11 protein-coding genes and 1 other annotated feature are annotated in these 17406 nt (G+C 35.9%); all 11 genes read right to left on the bottom strand.

Annotated features, from left to right (window positions below):
- Positions 1-443 precede the first annotated feature (443 nt).
- The 11 genes from istB to CYJ72_RS10850 all read right to left on the bottom strand — a co-directional run bounded on the left by istB (position 444) and on the right by CYJ72_RS10850 (position 16685).
- Complete coding sequence (gene istB, locus CYJ72_RS10900; protein WP_071408384.1) at positions 444-1202, bottom strand: IS21-like element helper ATPase IstB; 759 nt, start codon at positions 1200-1202, stop codon at positions 444-446.
- The gene (gene istA / locus CYJ72_RS10895) at positions 1199-2665 is read right to left on the bottom strand and encodes an IS21 family transposase (protein WP_284629836.1); all 1467 of its coding nucleotides are present in this window, start codon (positions 2663-2665) and stop codon (positions 1199-1201) included. Before istA ends, istB begins: the two co-directional genes overlap by 4 nt.
- 431 nt (positions 2666-3096) lie before the next feature.
- Entirely contained in the window at positions 3097-4533 is a 1437-nt protein-coding gene (gene glgA, locus CYJ72_RS10890; protein WP_284630904.1) for a glycogen synthase GlgA, read from the bottom strand.
- A gap of 15 nt (positions 4534-4548) precedes the next feature.
- Positions 4549-5691, bottom strand: a complete 1143-nt coding sequence (glgD, locus tag CYJ72_RS10885; protein WP_284629835.1) for a glucose-1-phosphate adenylyltransferase subunit GlgD — start codon at positions 5689-5691, stop codon at positions 4549-4551.
- Entirely contained in the window at positions 5678-6829 is a 1152-nt protein-coding gene (locus CYJ72_RS10880) for a glucose-1-phosphate adenylyltransferase (protein ID WP_066126348.1), read from the bottom strand. The genes glgD and CYJ72_RS10880 overlap by 14 nt, the downstream gene beginning before the upstream one ends.
- A 58-nt stretch (positions 6830-6887) precedes the next feature.
- A complete protein-coding gene (glgB, locus tag CYJ72_RS10875) occupies positions 6888-8768 on the bottom strand; it encodes a 1,4-alpha-glucan branching protein GlgB (RefSeq protein ID WP_284629834.1) in 1881 nt (626 codons plus the stop codon).
- Between the two features lie 363 nt (positions 8769-9131).
- On the bottom strand, positions 9132-9620 hold the full coding sequence (locus CYJ72_RS10870; RefSeq protein WP_066126345.1) for a hypothetical protein: 489 nt from the start codon (positions 9618-9620) through the stop codon (positions 9132-9134).
- Between the two features lie 35 nt (positions 9621-9655).
- Positions 9656-10357, bottom strand: coding sequence for a hydroxyacylglutathione hydrolase (gloB, locus tag CYJ72_RS10865; protein WP_284629833.1), 702 nt, complete (start codon positions 10355-10357; stop codon positions 9656-9658).
- Positions 10357-11730: an MATE family efflux transporter gene (locus tag CYJ72_RS10860; protein ID WP_284629832.1), complete on the bottom strand. Its 1374-nt coding sequence runs from the start codon at positions 11728-11730 to the stop codon at positions 10357-10359. The genes gloB and CYJ72_RS10860 overlap by 1 nt, the downstream gene beginning before the upstream one ends.
- Positions 11731-12624: 894 nt before the next feature.
- Positions 12625-13485, bottom strand: a complete 861-nt coding sequence (locus CYJ72_RS10855; protein ID WP_284629831.1) for a siderophore ABC transporter substrate-binding protein — start codon at positions 13483-13485, stop codon at positions 12625-12627.
- 569 nt (positions 13486-14054) lie between these two features.
- Positions 14055-16685 carry a valine--tRNA ligase gene (locus CYJ72_RS10850; protein ID WP_284629830.1) on the bottom strand — a complete coding sequence of 877 codons (2631 nt, stop codon included), beginning with the start codon at positions 16683-16685 and terminating at the stop codon, positions 14055-14057.
- 86 nt (positions 16686-16771) lie between these two features.
- Positions 16772-16980 (bottom strand) — a binding site (T-box leader).
- Between the last annotated feature and the right edge of the window lie 426 nt (positions 16981-17406).

Raw genomic sequence — 17406 nt, 5'->3', positions numbered from 1 at the left:
TAATAATTAAAAACTCAGTAATTGAGTGGGCAAGAAGTAGAACTGCGTATAAATTTCACTTTTTGCTCACTTTTTCGAGTTTTTAAAAGTATTAATAATCCATGTACAATTTATAATATCCTATCGAAGTTGAATGTTATCTTCTATTTTCACTTTGTCATCCTACAATAATCTTACGACCTCCATCTACAAAGGCTAGGGAGTGGGCAAGAAGTAGAAAATTAAATAATTTTCGCTTCGTCTGCCCACCCCCCACAGTTGGGAGTAGACCAGAAGTAGAAAATCGAATGATTTTCGCTTCGTTGGCCTACCCCCGCACAGTTGAGTATGCCTCAAACAAGTCGAAAGACGCAGGTTGAGACCACTCAACCACTGTATATGTCAAATGAAAAAGGGACCACTTTGCTGACGAAAAAGGGACCACCTTGCAGTGGTAATAGGAGCTAATCTTCTCCTTTCTCTAGTCCCTTTTTCCATAGGCTTGTTTGCTTCATTCTGTAACTTTCTCCTCGCATATCTACCACATGGGCTTTGTAAGCGAGACGGTCGACAAGCGCTCCTGTTAAAGTAGGATCTTTAAAGCATTCTTGCCAACGATCAAATGTTAAATTAGTGGTAATAATCACCGATCCCTTTCCTATCTGATTCGATAATAAATTAAAGATAAGTTCAGCCCCCGATTCATCGAAGGATAAATAGCCAAGTTCGTCGATAATCAATAAATCTACCTTCTTTAAGCGCTGCTTAAAACGATAAAATTGACTCTGAGTGACGGCCTCTTTCATCTGGATGACTAGATTAGGGGCGTTGACAAATAAGACATTATAACCCTTTAAACAAGCTTCCATCCCTAATCCAATACTGTAATGGGTCTTACCCGTTCCTGGATTTCCTATAAAAATGGCATTCTCCTTTTCTTCAATAAATTGTAACGTCTTTAAGTTCCGTAGTTCCTTTCTAACAGGCTCCTGAAAGACTGTGTCATCAAAGTCCACCAAATACTTCTTCTGATTAAATTTAGCCGCTTTGATTCGCCTTTGATGACTACGGTCCCGTCGATGCATCACTTCTTCATTCAGCCATTCTTCGATGGCCTCTTCAATGTTCAATCCTCTGGCTTGATACTCTTTTATTAATTGCTGGTGATTCTCTTTAAGAAAGGCCAATTTTAGCTCATTAGCTGCTTCAACAATCTTCATCATATAACTTCCTCCAAACCGAAAAGGTCATTGAATTGATGAAGAGTCTGCTGAGTCTGCTGGATGATGGCATCTTGACTCGACTCCATTGAGGGCTCTTCTAGTGAAGAAAGAAGGCTGGCTTCAATGGTTTGAATGCGAACCTCAGGATTTAAAACTTGATATTTTTCAAGTAGTTCTAGGAAATCTCTTGGTTTATCGCTATAATATTTCTCATAGAGGATTTTCAAATCAGGGTTATACTTCAATGCATGTGAATGCTTTAATGCCCCCGGCTTCTTTTTCAAAGTTTTGATATAGTGGAAGATATCGAGACAGAAGCCTTGAGAACCCTCTATTTTTTGATGCCTAGCGACCTCTTGATCATTAGAATAGATAACTAAGCGGTCATGATAGGCTTTCACTTGGACAGTTTTTCCAACTAGGTAATCGGGTACTGAATACTGATTGCGTTCATAATGAATAGCGGAATAACGATTTACCTTTAGTTCATGGAAATCTGCTAATTCAAAAGGTGGGCGATAAGATAAGAGCAGTTCCTTTTCGGCTTCTATTTGGCTACTTTCATTTAGTTTTATCAGTTGGGATTGGAGATGGTCACAAGCTGTTTCTAAACTATCGAACTGATAGACTTTGGTGAAACAAGCTTGACGCACCTTTTTAACCCTGCCTTCTACTGTTCCTTTCTCATTACCGCTGAAACAATTGGTGACGTTGATATCAAACCCATAATAAGTAGCTAATTGAATCAGACGAGCATTCAACTCCTTTTCACTTTTGCCAATAAATCTTGAAACAACGTTACGCATATTATCATAGACAACTTCTAAATAAACACCTCCTACCTGTTCAAAGAAGCGAACATGTGCGTCTTGAAAAACATCTTGTTTCTGATGGGTATATAAATAAGCCCAATAATAATCGGAAGCTGGGCTGGCAAAGACCGCTAGGTAAAGTGTTGTCACCTTTCCATTGATATCCAGCTTAACTTCTCCAAAGTCAAATTCAACTCGGGATCCTAATTCATACTCTTGGCGTATAAAAGCCTCCTTAGCCTTTTTATTCAATTGTCCCCAATAGTGAGCGACCGTTCGATACTTAATATCATAGCCTTCCTCATTGAGTATTTCAGCAACAGCTACGGCAGTTAGAGCTTGTTTATGTGAACCTAATCTTTTTGTTTTCTCTTTTTCTTCTTCAAGCAACTCCTTCATTCTTGCCTCTACTTCTGGAGTAAAGGCTGTTTTCTTTCGGTTAGAGCTATCATACTTTCTCTTTAACACTAATTCCTCTGTGGCACGTTCAAGGGCTTGGTCGTCTTCAGCTTCGCCCAGTTTAACTAACGTCTCGTCATAAGCATCACAAATTTTTCTGACTGTTTTTCTATCTACCTCCAGTTTACGACTAATTCCTCTTTTAGTTTCTCCTCGACGATAACAACTGATAATTTCAAATTCAAGAGTCATACTTAACACTCCAAGCAACCTCCACTATAAAAATTCTATCTAAATATTATAGCGGATAATTGACTGCAGGTGGTCCCTTTTTCGGCTGCAATTCTTTCGATTTTTGGCCCCTTTTTAGAATACAATAAACAACCACTGCGCTATTAATTAACGAACAATAATCTTAACTAAATTTATCAAGTTTATGCCCAGCCTCAAAATAATCTTCAAAAAAGCTGATTTCATGGCAAAACTTCTCTTCTATCTCTTCAAGTAGACTTTATCCATCTTCAATACCACTAGGATTTTCATACCAAAAAAGCCGAATAGCAACAACTGTTACTACTCGACTAGGTTATCTTGACATCATGTCTTTAGCTTTTACTTTCGCACAAGAATAACAAAGCGTTCTAAGTTGAGTGATGATTTGGCCCTTTTCGGTTTCATCATCCTTAGTTCAATAAGCTACGATAAATATCTAAATACTGCTGAGTTGGTTGTTGCCAACTAAAATCTTTTTCCATCGCTTGACGAACTAAACCAGCCCAATGATCGGGTCGCTGATAATATACGGTTAATGCACGATAAATCGTTGTTAATAAATTCCAACTATTAAAGCCATTAAAGCTAAATCCAGTGCCTTCGCCTGTATATTGATTATACGGCTGTACCGTGTCTTTTAATCCGCCTGTTTCATGAACAATTGGCAAAGTACCATAACGCATCGACATCATTTGTGACAGACCACATGGCTCAAAGGCACTTGGCATTAAGAACATATCACTACCAGCATAAATTAATTGTGCTGTTTTTAAGTCAAATTTGATTAAACTCTTCATTTTATCCGGATATTTTTGTTCGAAATATCTAAACGAATGTTCAAAGTGATCCTCACCCGTACCTAATAAAACGATTTGTACTTCAGCCTGACTCAGTAATTCATCTAAACGTTCTTCGATTAATTGGAATCCTTTTTGATCGGTTAATCGTGAAACCATGCCAATAATCGGCACATCGTCGCGTACTGGTAAACCAACAGTTTCTTGTAATGCTTGCTTATTCGCTTTTTTCCCTGATAAATCATCGACATTAAAATGATAAGGAATCAATGGGTCTGTTTCAGGATTATTGATATCATAATCAATTCCATTAATGACACCCCGAACTTTCCACTGATTATAAAGCAAGGCGCCTTCTAATTGTTCTCCAAATTCAGGTGTCATGATTTCTTTGGCATAAGTGGGACTTACCGTTGTCACAATATCGGAAAAATTAATCGCTCCTTTCATAAAGTTTACGCGATCTTTCCATTGTAAACCGTCATGAGTATAGGTATTATAACCTGTTCCAAAAATATTCGGTAAAATGCTTGGTTCAAAAATTCCTTGAAAGCGTAAATTATGAATGGTGAAAACTTTACGAATATGACGCAAACGATTTTTCCAATGATAACGGTCCACTAATAAGACCGGGATCATCGCTGTATGCCAATCATTACAATGAACAATATCGGGTATCCAATCGATTACTTCTAACATTTCAATAATCGCAGTTGAAAAGTAGCCAAAACGCTCCCCATCATCCCATTCACCATACAATGAACGGCGATCAAAATAACTTAAATTATCAATAAAATAATAGGTTACACCTTCTAATTTCAGTGATTTAATCCCACAATAAACATTTTTCTCTCCTAGTTGGAATCTAAAATGACGGATTTCTTCTAATTGATCTTTATACTCTTGTGGCATTTGCACATAATTAGGTAATACAACACGAATATCGACACCTTGCTTAGCTAATTCTTTAGGTAAAGCATAGGCAACATCACCTAATCCTCCCGTTTTAAAAAACGGTGCTGCTTCTCCCGAAGCGAATAATACTTTCATTGTCATGAACTACACCTACGCTTCTACTACTGTATTTTTGCCAATCACTTTAATATTATCCGGCGTCCCAATTACTTTAGCACCTGGTTTAATCGTACATGCTTTATCAACAATGGCATATTCCACTTGTGCACCTTCCCCGATCGTTGTTCCTTGGAAAATCACACTTTCTTTCACCACAGCATCTTTATGAACATATACCTTACGATTAATGACTGAACGCGTCACTTCACCATCAATTCTAACCCCTGTACCAATAATCGATTCCGTTACTTTTGAATCATTATCATAGTAACTTGGTACACCATTTTTAGTCTTGGTTAATATTGGTTGACTTGTATAGAATAAAGAATTGAATTTAGAACGGTCTAACATATCCATATTCGCTTGATAGAAACGATCCATCGTTTCGACATTAGCTGAATAACCGGTATATTCATATACATTGACTGTATAATCCAATAAGTATTTTTCAATTAAGTTATCAACTTCTTGATAATTGCCTTCCGCTTCTGCTCGTTGAATAATTTCATTCATTTTATCAACACTTAAAATATACATATTTAAGTTCACATTGACTTTTTCGCCCACACTCGCTTCTTTTAGTGGTACGACGTCTACTAATTGTCCATATTCATCTAATTTAAGATTCATATCAACCGTATAGTCACGAACTTTATCTAAAATAACGGGTTTATAAACCATTGTAATATCGGCTTCACTGTCAATGTGATGCTTGTAAACCGCTCGAATATCTACATTGGTAATCATTTTTGAACCGGAAACAAATACATATTCTGCATGGGCACGTTTCATAAAGATGCGATGATTATCATAAAAATCATCCCCACCATGCTCGCGTAAATGACGTAATTTCCAATTTTGTTGAGAAAAAGTAAAAATTCCACCGGTAATTTGCGAATCAAGATTCCAAGAGTCACCTGAACGAATATGGTCATATACCGCACGTCCAGACTCTGAAATAAATAAGGCACATGAATCAATTTCTGCATGGGCGATACTTGATAAAGAGAAGTCTACTACTCGGTAACGACCAGCAAATGGTAGAGCCGCAATCGGACGAAGATGGGTTAACGGTTTTAATTGATCTTCATTTTCTGTTAAGTTAACAATCGCACATAATTTATTCTTCACCATCGTTTTTCGGACCTCCTATTACTTCTTCATACCCAACAACAGCAATTTTATCTTTAGTACCTACCACTGAAGCACCATCCGCAATCACCGCATTCTCACCAATAATCGCATATTCAATCGTACAATTTTCACCAATCGTAACACCTGACATCACTAAGGAGTCCGTCACTTTAGATCCTTTACCAACTTTAACATTTAATGAAAGAATCGAATGTTCGATATCTCCGGCAACATAACAACCGTCAACAACTAATGAATCATTTAATTTAGCATCCGCTGTAATAAATTGTGGTGGCGTCACAGGATTATTCGTATAAACTCGCCAATCATCTTTTGATAAGTTTAATGGGTGATCTGGCGATAAGGTTTCCATATTAGCTTCCCATAAACTTTCAATTGTTCCAACATCTTTCCAATACCCTTCAAATGGATAAGCAAAACAATTTTCACCATTATCTAGATAAGCTGGAATCACATTTTTACCAAAATCTTCCATTTCACGGGCTTTAGCTTGGTCTTCCACTAAATATCTTCTCAATGTTTTCCAATTAAAGATATAAATACCCATCGATGCTAAATTACTTTTCGGTTCTTTTGGTTTTTCTTCGAATTCAATAATACGGTTCGCATGGTCCGTATTCATAATTCCAAAACGTGAAGCTTCTTTAATAGGGACTGGTATCACACCGACTGTTAAAGTCGCATTATTTGCCTTATGATTTTCTAACATTTCAGAATAATCCATTTTATAAATATGGTCGCCTGAAAGGACTAAAACATACTCTGGATTAATCGAATCAATATAAGAGATATTTTGATAAATCGCATTGGCTGTTCCTTTAAACCATTTTTCACCGTCGGAAGAAGAATAAGGTTGTAAAATAGTCGCACCTGAGTTACGTCCGGTTAAGCCCCAAGCAGCTCCATTACCAATATGCTCATTTAGTTCAAGTGGTTGGTACTGAGTGACAACCCCTACTCTTTTAATGCCAGAATTAATACAGTTACTCATTGCATAATCGATAATCCGATATTTACCGCCAAACGGTACAGCTGGTTTGGCTATATGCTTAGTAAGTACTCCTAAACGAGTTCCTTGGCCCCCAGCCAAGATCATCGCTAACATTTCTTGTTTCATTCAAATCACTGATTACTATGTAAAGGCGCCTTACATATTCTGTAATCTTGCTCCTTCCTTATTTATTCACGCCATAGACTCTTTTCGGTTGCAAATAAATGACTGATAACGGTGGTAAATCGAGTTCAATCATGAAAGGTTCATCATTTTGTGGTCCCTCTTTGGTTTTATATATCGGATGTTCCTCGGTTCTTTGACCGCCATATTTAGCTTCATCCGAATCTAATGCTACTTGATATTGTCCCTTATAAGGCACCCCGATCGGTGTGTTATGTTGCCATTTATTTTCAAAATTACAAGCAACAATTACAAAATCACGTGGTTGTTTTCCTTGTCGGATGAGCGTTAAATACCCATCGTCATAAGTGTCAGCTTCTAATACTCTTAATCCGGCTTCTTCATGATCCAATTGATGCATTGCCTTATGTTCAACGATAAAATGATTCACATCTTTAACGAATTGCTGATACTCACTATTATATTCTCTCGTTAAATCAATCCATTCTAATTCAGAATAATAGCGCCATTCGAGATATTGTCCTAATTCATTCCCCATGAAGTTTAAGACTTTCCCAGGTTGAGCTGCCATATACCCTTGCATTAATCTTAAAGTTGAGAACTGTTCATAACGATTACCGGGAATTTTACCTAGTAAGGAATGTTTACCATGGACAACTTCATCATGTGAATAAGGCAAAATATAGTGTTCTTTATATTGATACATAAAAACAAAGGTAATTAATTGTAAATTTTTTGGCCGTTCATGTGGTGGTAATTCAAAGAAACGCAAGGTATCGTTCATCCACCCCATATTCCACTTATAATCAAAACCTAAACTATCTGGTAATTCCAATGATCCGGTAATATGTTCACGATTAGAACTTTCTTCAGCTATCATATAGACCCCTGGACATTCTTCTTTTACGGTTTCATTTAATTTTCTTAGAAAAGCAATACCTTCAAGATTTTCATTGCCACCATAAATATTAGGTGTCCAAGGACCTTGGTCAAAATCAAGAAATATCATATTCGAAACGGCATCCACTCTAATACCATCAATATGAAATTCTTTTAGCCAAAACATAACATTCGAAATAAGAAAACTATGAACTTGTGTTTTGCCTAAATCAAAATTTAAAGTCCCCCAGCCAACATTGGTTGCTCGATTAACATCTTGGTATTCAAAAGTGGGCGTCCCATCAAAATAAGCTAAGGCATAAGCATTGCGACAGAAATGACCCGGAACCCAGTCTAAAAATACTCCAATCCCATTTTCATGTGCTAAATTAACCAAATATTTTAATTCACTGAAACGCCCCATCCGTCCAGAAAGACCATAATATCCGGTAATTTGATAGCCCCAAGAAGCTTCCAGTGGATGATCCATAATCGGCATTAATTCGATATGCGTATATCCCATCTCTTTTACATAAGGGATTAAACTATCAGCTAACTCAGTTAAAGTATAATAACGACCATCAGGATGTTGTTTCCAACTCGTTGCATGAACTTCATAAATATTCAAGGGTTGTTCAAATTTATTCACACGTTCCCGACGAGACATCCATTGACCGTCAGTCCAATTAAAATCTGGTAAATCTTCAATAATAGTGGCATCTTTCGGTGCAATTTCAAAGCGATAGCCAAAAGGATCCATCTTATATTCAATATAGCCATTTCCATGATCAATACCATATTTGTAACATTGCCCTGCGGTAGCATTCGCTACGAAAACACTCCAAACACCGCCTTCTAGGCGTTCCATTTGAGTTCGATCCCAATGGTTAAAATCACCAGTGAGTAAAACATTATACGCATTAGGTGCCCAGACTGAAAATAAATAGCCTGTTTGGTCGTTAACCACTGTTTTTTTACTACCTAAAAATTTATAAGCGTCTCGATGAACGCCGGTATTAAAAAAATAAACATGATCGGTCATGTTATCAATTATTGTAGTGTCGATTTAAATCATCCCCCTTAAATAAAACTATATTTTTATTATAATATTAAATTATGACCATGTAAACGAAAGTTACATTTTTTCTCATGAAAATATAATGTTTTACGTGTTTTTTACATAATGATATTCACCACTTACAAAATTTGATGATAACTTATTATACCACATTTCTGATAGCGTTTACAATCTGTTTCATACTTTTTATTTTTTCAAATGTTTTTCATTACGTAAGCATAAAAAAAGAATCATTATTTTCAAACTAAAGCTGTTTTAATAATGATTCACTAAAATAAATGAGTTGATGAAATATTTTAAATATATGAGACGCAATTTTGAAAATTGTTACCTATTTTTATTGAGTGTATCAAGTAATTTACCTACTGTCTCATGATAACTTTCATTTTGCTGAAAATAAAATACTATGCTTAATGGGTCTATTAAAGAGATATGTTGTTGCTCTATGAACTGCGGAAGTTGAGCTGCAACACTGACATCTTCACATTCAAAGATTAAGCTTTGTTGATCTTTTAACACTATTTGAACCGTTAAATACGTATTTTCACTAGCTGAAGAATAGACAATTTCCATTTTTTGAGAGATACCGAGTTCAACTGAATCGATTTGATCGTACCTCAAGCAAAGGAGTGGCTCAGAATTCTTTTTTTGAAAGAACGAGTTCATTTGATACAATTCAAGATTATCTTGTTCAAATGCCAGATAATAAAGGGGTAAGGTTTGGATGGCATTTTTAGGAAATAATCGCCCTTCAATTTCAATAATCGTCGGTATCACTGGCTCTTTAACGACTTCCTGGAACATTTTTAAATCCATATTTATCACCTCTTTTTGCTAAAAAAATATCGCCGTTAAAAGTTATCTCTCGCCTTTCTTAATTCGATAAAACTTTCAAGATTAGGCGCCATCATCAATAAATTGATGTCTCGCTCTAAACCAATGGTAGAAGGTAAGGTCTTAAGGTTATCCGCCCGCAATTGCTCAACCAATTGTAAAGCCGATTGTATCACTAGATTATCCGGTTCCATGCTATTAGCAAATTTTAAATTAGTCAAGGTATATTCATGACCAGCATAGACTTTAACTTCGTCAGCTAATGATTCAAAATATTTTAGCGCATCATATTGCGCTTGATAATCTTGAGTGAAGACTCTTCCACAACCTGCTGAAAATAAAGCATCTCCACAAAATAGGTGTTGATCATCCATTAAAAAGCTAATATGTTCTGCCGTGTGACCAGCCGTTTTTTTAACTTTAAATTGATGTTGATTGATTTCAAACTGCTGACCATCTGCTACTATATAAGTCATTTCCTCTACTTCAACAGGACTATAGACAGGTGCGTCAGGATAGTTTGATAACAACTCTTTCACCCCACCTGTATGGTCGTCGTGATGATGAGTAATGAGTACCGCAGTTAAAGGTAATTGATGATCTGTTAAAAAATCAAGTACCGGTTGAGCCTCTCCAGGATCAACGACAATCGCCCCATTAGCTTCTTTGATTACCCATATATAATTATCGGTTAATGCATTAATCGCTATTATTTCCATTATAGAACCTCCTCAAATTTACTATTTGGTCGATGCTTTAAATATTGAATACCATTATAAAAAGTATAGCCTGTTATGATAAAAGCGAGCGCATCTGCAAATGGTGCAGCATAGACAATCCCTTGTAATCCCCATAATTGAGAAAAGATGATAATTGCAGGAATTAAGAAAATCAATTGTCTGGTCAATGTTAAGAACATCGCTTTTTTTGAACTACCAATCGCCTGGAAGAAATTGGCTCCCAATATTTGAAAACCAACTACTGGCAAACATAATAACCACGCGTGTAAGGCTGGTTTAGTAAAGGCCATTAATTCAGGACTCTTATTAAACAGACCAATAATAAACTCTGGGAATAAGCGCGTCAAAATCCATCCGCCTGTCGTAATCACTGTCGCTGCCATCATGGCTAATTTTTCAGCCTTAATAATACGCGAGTATTGTTTAGCACCAAAGTTAAAACTAATAATTGGTTGAACCCCTTGATTAATACCAATGACTGGCATCACCAAGAAAGTCGTGATACTGTTGACGATACCCATTCCGGAAACAGCAATATCTCCTCCATATATCAATAATGTTTTATTAAGGGTTAAATTAAGAATCGAACTCCCAATATTAGTTAAAAAGTTTGGCATTCCTAATGCCATAATATTCAAGACATCTTGCCAATTCCACTTCAATTGGTTTAAACGAATATGATGAGTATTTTTAGGATTCATAAAATAAAATAAGGTCCAACTCATGGAAATAAACTGAGAAATAATCGTTGCCCAAGCAGCACCAGCCATGCCCATCTTCAAACCAAAAATAAAAATAGGGTCTAAGATAATATTTGTACCTGCTCCAAAAAACATCGTCATCATTGCTAATTTAGGCTGTCCATCAGCACGTAAAAAATTATTCATCCCTAATCCTAAAATTTGAAAAATAGATCCAAAATAAATAACGCGCATATAGGCTGCTGAATAAGGTAAAACGGTCTCACTGGCACCAAATAATACTAATAATGGCTCTAAAAACATCGTACCAATCATCATAAATAATGCTCCTGATGTGATTAACAATACAAAAGCGGTATTTAATGCTTGAGTTGCTCCTTTTTCATTTCGTTCACCTAGTCGTATCGAAAATAAGGTGGCCCCTCCAACCCCAAAAAGTAAGCCGATTGATAATTGTAAAATCATAATAGGAAAACCGATAGTAATTCCTGCTAACCCATTAGCTCCCAAGTCAGGAGCATTACCAATAAATATTCGATCGATAATATTATACAAAGCATTCACGACCATCCCGATAATTGCTGGAATTGAAAATTGTACTAACAATTGTCCAATCGGTGCCGTTCCTAAACGTCTATTTCTTTCTTGCATTCACTTCACTCCATCTATTGATTCTATTATTGTTGATTATCTCGTTATTTCTTAACTAAATCACAGCATAGCTTCTCAAAAGAACGTACCAATGATACCGCAAATTTTTTCTCAATTTACAAAAGTACATTTGCCTAGTCACTACTTCTTTTGTCATGACGAATATCACTGACTCAATTGGCAAAAGTAGTGACAAATTATCTTATAATTAGACTTATTGATTTAGTTTTAAGAATCCGCCGTTATGTTTGGTACTGTCAAATGAACAGTCCAATATCAAAAATGCACCTTATCAAGAACTGACCCATTTTATCAAGCGATTAACCTGGTTTATTAAGTTAAGCCACCATAAGGCTTTATTAAAAATCATTCTTCGTTTTGCTTTAATATTAAAGGTAGCTAACACTTTGTTCTTTAGAAAGATATCATTTTTGGCACAGATACCTCCTATCCTCCTTCAATTATAAACGATTATTAATAGAATAACCTTCGTTTATGTAAGCTGCTTTTATATAACTGGCTGATATAATCAAATCCTAATCATATTATGCCATATCTTGGTGAATATTACTTAAATAATGATTTAAAGTGTCGACAAATAGACTTCGAATAATCAAATGATTATAAATGATGACAGTTTTGCTTCTTTTTACCAATTCAACATTCATAAATACCAATCAAATTAATCTTTCGAGAATCTTTTAGCTATAATTGAGCTACCAAATTTAATTTAAAATAAAAATCATTCCGAAACCACTTAATAAAACACAAAAAATAGGTTAGAAGCAAAAATCGAAATTTTCACTTCCTAACCTATCCTTCAATCAGAAAAAATACTAATTTTTCTTAAATATTGAGCACTATATAGAATCGTTTCTAACAGTTTAAATAATACTATTGAATTAAGGCTTCAATTTCATCTATTTGCAGTGATAATGATCCTAACCCTCCACCAGCCAAATACCATAAATCACTCGTTAAAGCATTAATCGCATCATGTTGACTAGCTGTTGTTTGCGCGATTAATTCATTTGTAAGAAAGTCAGCATTTTTAGTTTTATCACCGCCAATAGTTGCCGTACGATCTAAGTAAAAAATACGTTCAGGATTTAAGCTTAAAACACCTTCATAACTCATTTCTTGCCCATGAGTCCCATCTTCAACACTATCATCTACAGCTTTAAAACCTAATACTTGGTAAATTAAAGCAAAGCGAGAATTAGCTGAAAAGGCAGAGAGATTTCCTTCATTTAACATTAACACTAAAGTTGTTTGATTTTGATCGGCAACCGTCTGTTTAACTTGTTCTACTTTTTCTTCAAGACTCTTTATCACCGCTTCAGCTTTTTCAGTTTGATTAAAAATGGTTGCTAAATTTAAGTTTGTTGATTTAAAGGATTCCCAATAGTTAGCATTATCAATACGATTGACAAATACAGGCGCAATTTGTTTCAGCTCTTCTGCTAAAGCTGCTGTTCTCCCCGTTGCAATAATTAAATCCGGTGCTAATTCGGCAATAGTTTCCGAATTTGGCTCTTTTAAAGAACCGATATCGGTAATCTGTTCGGGTAATGCACCTAAATATGCCGGGACATTCTTTTTAGGAGCACGAACAACTAATTCCTCTAGACCTAAGGCTTTTAAAGTATCGTATTCTGAATATCCTAACACCACTACTCTTTCTGGTGTCTGCTCAAAGACCAATTCAGTTCCTAAACTATCGGTAACCTTCACTGCTGCTTGAACTTTTACCATACCTGTTAATAAACTTACTAATCCTAATAATAATACGACAATTTATTTCATAATATTCTCCTTGTATAATGAACACATTATTTCACAAGTTTGTGCGTTTTAACGTAAATAAGAATAATTCCAAAATAGCATAAAATAATTTTATATTTTGCTATAATAACCAGTATAACGCTTTAATATCAAGGTTTTTGTGCCATTTAACACTTAATCAAACTTTGTGAAAAACCCCTTATATTAAGGCATAAAAAAATAGTATGTCGTATCCATAAAAATACAACATACTATTAAAAATATTGATACAGTTTAACAAACGGTTTTAGGAGCGAACCAGAAGTTGAAAACTAAATTATTTTCGCTTCGTTTGTTCTTCTCCATAAAAGTTGGGAGAGGGTCTCAAACAAGTCTTCAAGATTCGGTTGAGGCCACTCAACCACTGCGCTTATAATTAGAACACAATAACTTGACTGATTTATTCAAGTTATTCTCAGCTACTTTAAGACGCGGTTTGAGGGCACTCAACCATTGTACTTTTGATTATCGATTAGCAACTTGATTGAATGATGCCTAGTCTATAATTGGCGAAGATGCGTGATTCTTTCTTGGACTGCTGCTAATTGTTGTTCATAATCAACTTGTTTTGCACGTTCAGCTTCCACTACTGCTGCTGGGGCTTTGGCTACGAAACCTTGATTACTTAATTTTTTAACAACGCGATCCACTTCTTTTTCAAGTTTCACTACTTCTTGTTCTAAACGTTTGATTTCATCTTCGATTTTAATTAAGCCTGCTAGCGGCATTAAAATTTGTGCAAATGGTAATGTTTGAGACACCACTTCTTCTGGTGCGTTCGGAGCTAAGGCAATTTCTAATGCTTCAGGATTACAGAAGCGTTCAATATAAGCTTTATTGGCTGTTAATAAATCCATTGTCGCTTCATCATTCGCTTTGATGAATAGGTCCACTTTCTTAGATAATGGCGTATTCATTTCATTGCGAATCATACGCACTGCGCGGATAATCTCCATAACTTGTTCCATTGCTTTTCCTGATTGAGCATCACGATAGTTTTCATCCACTATTGGATACTTAGCCACCACAATTGATTCACCTGCTGGGACGATTTGTTGCCATATTTCCTCTGTAACAAATGGCATAATTGGGTGAGATAATTTTAAAATATTATCTAAAACATGGACTAAAATCGATTTGGTAGTAGTATTATCACGTGAATCATCTTGTAACTGTTCTTTCGTCATTTCAATATACCAGTCACAAAAATCATCCCAAATAAAATGATAAAGTACTCGACCTGCTTCTCCGAATTCAAATTTATCAAAAAGACGCGTCACATCTTCAATCACATTTTGTAAACGTGCCATAATCCAACGGTCTGCCAAGGTTAAATCTTCACCAATGTTAATATCTTCAATGGTCATCTCGCCAACATTCATCAAGGCAAAACGACTCGCATTCCAAATCTTATTAATAAAGTTCCATGCAGCTGCTAATTTTTCTTCACTATAACGAACATCTTGTCCCGGAGCCGAACCATTGGCTAAGAACCAACGTAAAGCATCGACCCCAAATTCATCAATGACGTCCATTGGATCAATCCCATTACCAAGTGATTTAGACATTTTACGTCCTTCGCTATCACGAATCAAACCGTGTAATAAGACATTATTAAATGGTCTGCGACCAGTAAACTCTAATGATTGGAAAATCATCCGACTCACCCAGAAAAAAATAATGTCATACCCGGTTACCAATGTGCTAGTTGGGAAGTAACGGTCAAAATCAGTTGTTTCTTCTGGCCACCCCATGGTAGAAAATGGCCATAAAGCACTAGAAAACCAAGTATCTAAGACGTCTTTATCACGTTCCCAATTCTCTTCATCTTCAGGAGCAACCTCTCCTACATAGACTTCGCCAGTTTCTTTATGATACCAAGCAGGAATTTGATGTCCCCACCATAATTGACGTGAGATAACCCAGTCGTGAACATTTTCCATCCAAGTTAAGAATGTTTGATTAAAGCGTGGTGGGAAGAATGATACTGCATCATCTTCAGATTGATTTTGAATGGTTCTTTCAGCTAATGGCTTCATTTTAACAAACCACTGCGTCGATAATATTGGTTCCACAACCGCTCCACTACGTTCAGAATGCCCGACACTATGTGGATGATTTACAATTTTAACCATTAACCCTAATTCTTCAAGGTCTTTAACGATTTGTTTTCGAGCAACAAAACGATCTAATCCAGCATATTGACCCGCTTTATCATTCATCGAACCATCTAAATTCATGACGTTTAAACGTTGCAAGTTATGACGATTGCCTAATTCAAAGTCATTTGGATCATGAGCGGGTGTTACTTTCATGGCTCCCGTTCCAAATTCTACATCGACATAATCATCGGCGATAATTGGTATTTCACGATTCATTAATGGTAACATCACGGTCTTACCTATTAGATGTTGATAACGCTCATCTTCAGGATGAACAACTACTGCCGTATCACCGAGCATAGTTTCTGGACGTGTAGTCGCAATTTCTAATACTTCATCACTACCCACAACCGGATAATTAATATGATAAAATGCTCCTTCAATGTCTTTATGAATGACTTCAATATCTGACAAAGCAGTCATCGCTTTCGGGTCCCAGTTAATAATATACTCACCACGATAAATTAAGCCTTTTTTGTATAACTCAACAAAGACACGATTGACAGCTTTATTAAGACCTTCATCTAAAGTAAAACGTTCACGAGAGTAATCAACAGAAACGCCCATTTTACCCCATTGTTGACGGATAGTTTGAGCATATTCTTCTTTCCAGTCCCATACTTGTTGGATGAACTTTTCACGACCTAAATCATGACGACTAATCCCCTCTTTAGCTAATTTTTCTTCTACTTTAGCTTGAGTCGCAATACCAGCATGGTCCATACCTGGTAACCATAAAGTATCATAGCCTTGCATTCTTTTTTGTCGGATAATCATATCTTGTAACGTTACATCCCAAGCATGACCTAAGTGTAATTTACCAGTGACATTTGGTGGTGGGATGACAATTGAATAGGGTTCCGCATTCGGGTCTTCAGAAGGTTTAAAGACACCTGATTCAACCCATTGTTGATATTTTCCCGCTTCTACCGCTTGCGGATTATATTTGGTTGACATTTCTTTTTTCATAAGAAACTTCCTTTCTTTCATTCATTGCGATTTACTGATTAAGTTGGATGCTAGTTATTTGAAAATAAAAAAGCGCCCCTTGTTGAACAAAGGACGTTTAAATAACGTGGTACCACCTAATTTCAGACACAAATCCGAGTGTCTCTCCATGTTGTTAACACAGTATCTTCTGCGTAAAGTACTACTATTAGTTCACACTTTAAAGCTCCAAGCTACCTTCATCAACTATGAAAACTTTCACCGACTGTTTTCTCTCTGAAAAAGCGTTGACTACTCTTCTCTTCATCGCATTCATATTATGTTTTACATTCTAACAAAATAACCGGATAGTTTCAAGCACTAATCAAGCTTGATAATACTTCAATCATCAAGTATTAGCGATTATTCTTGCTTAATGCCATCATGATATCAAAAGTTCGTCCAACAGTAAAAGAATCAATAATTAGTAGCGAATAGTTTTTACCAAATTGAAATATAACTTGGAACCTTATGTTATATTTTTAAAAATAATATTTGTGGTTAATTGACATCGCGTTAGGATAGCGAATAAACCACGCAAGCACAGTGCTATCAAATAATCGAACTATAACTTGACTGAATGGATCAAGTTTATGATAGTCGCCTTTAGAAGCTGTTCGATCCCTCTCAATCATAGGACTAACAAAAAAGATGGAACCAAAAATAAATTTTTTCATTTTTACCTAGTCTCAGGACTTTTATT

It is taken from the genome of Globicatella sanguinis (genome assembly GCF_002847845.2).
GTDB classification, from domain to species: domain Bacteria; phylum Bacillota; class Bacilli; order Lactobacillales; family Aerococcaceae; genus Globicatella; species Globicatella sanguinis.
Note: the sequence above shows the minus strand (reverse complement) of the source record. Positions and strands in the feature narration are given on the sequence as shown.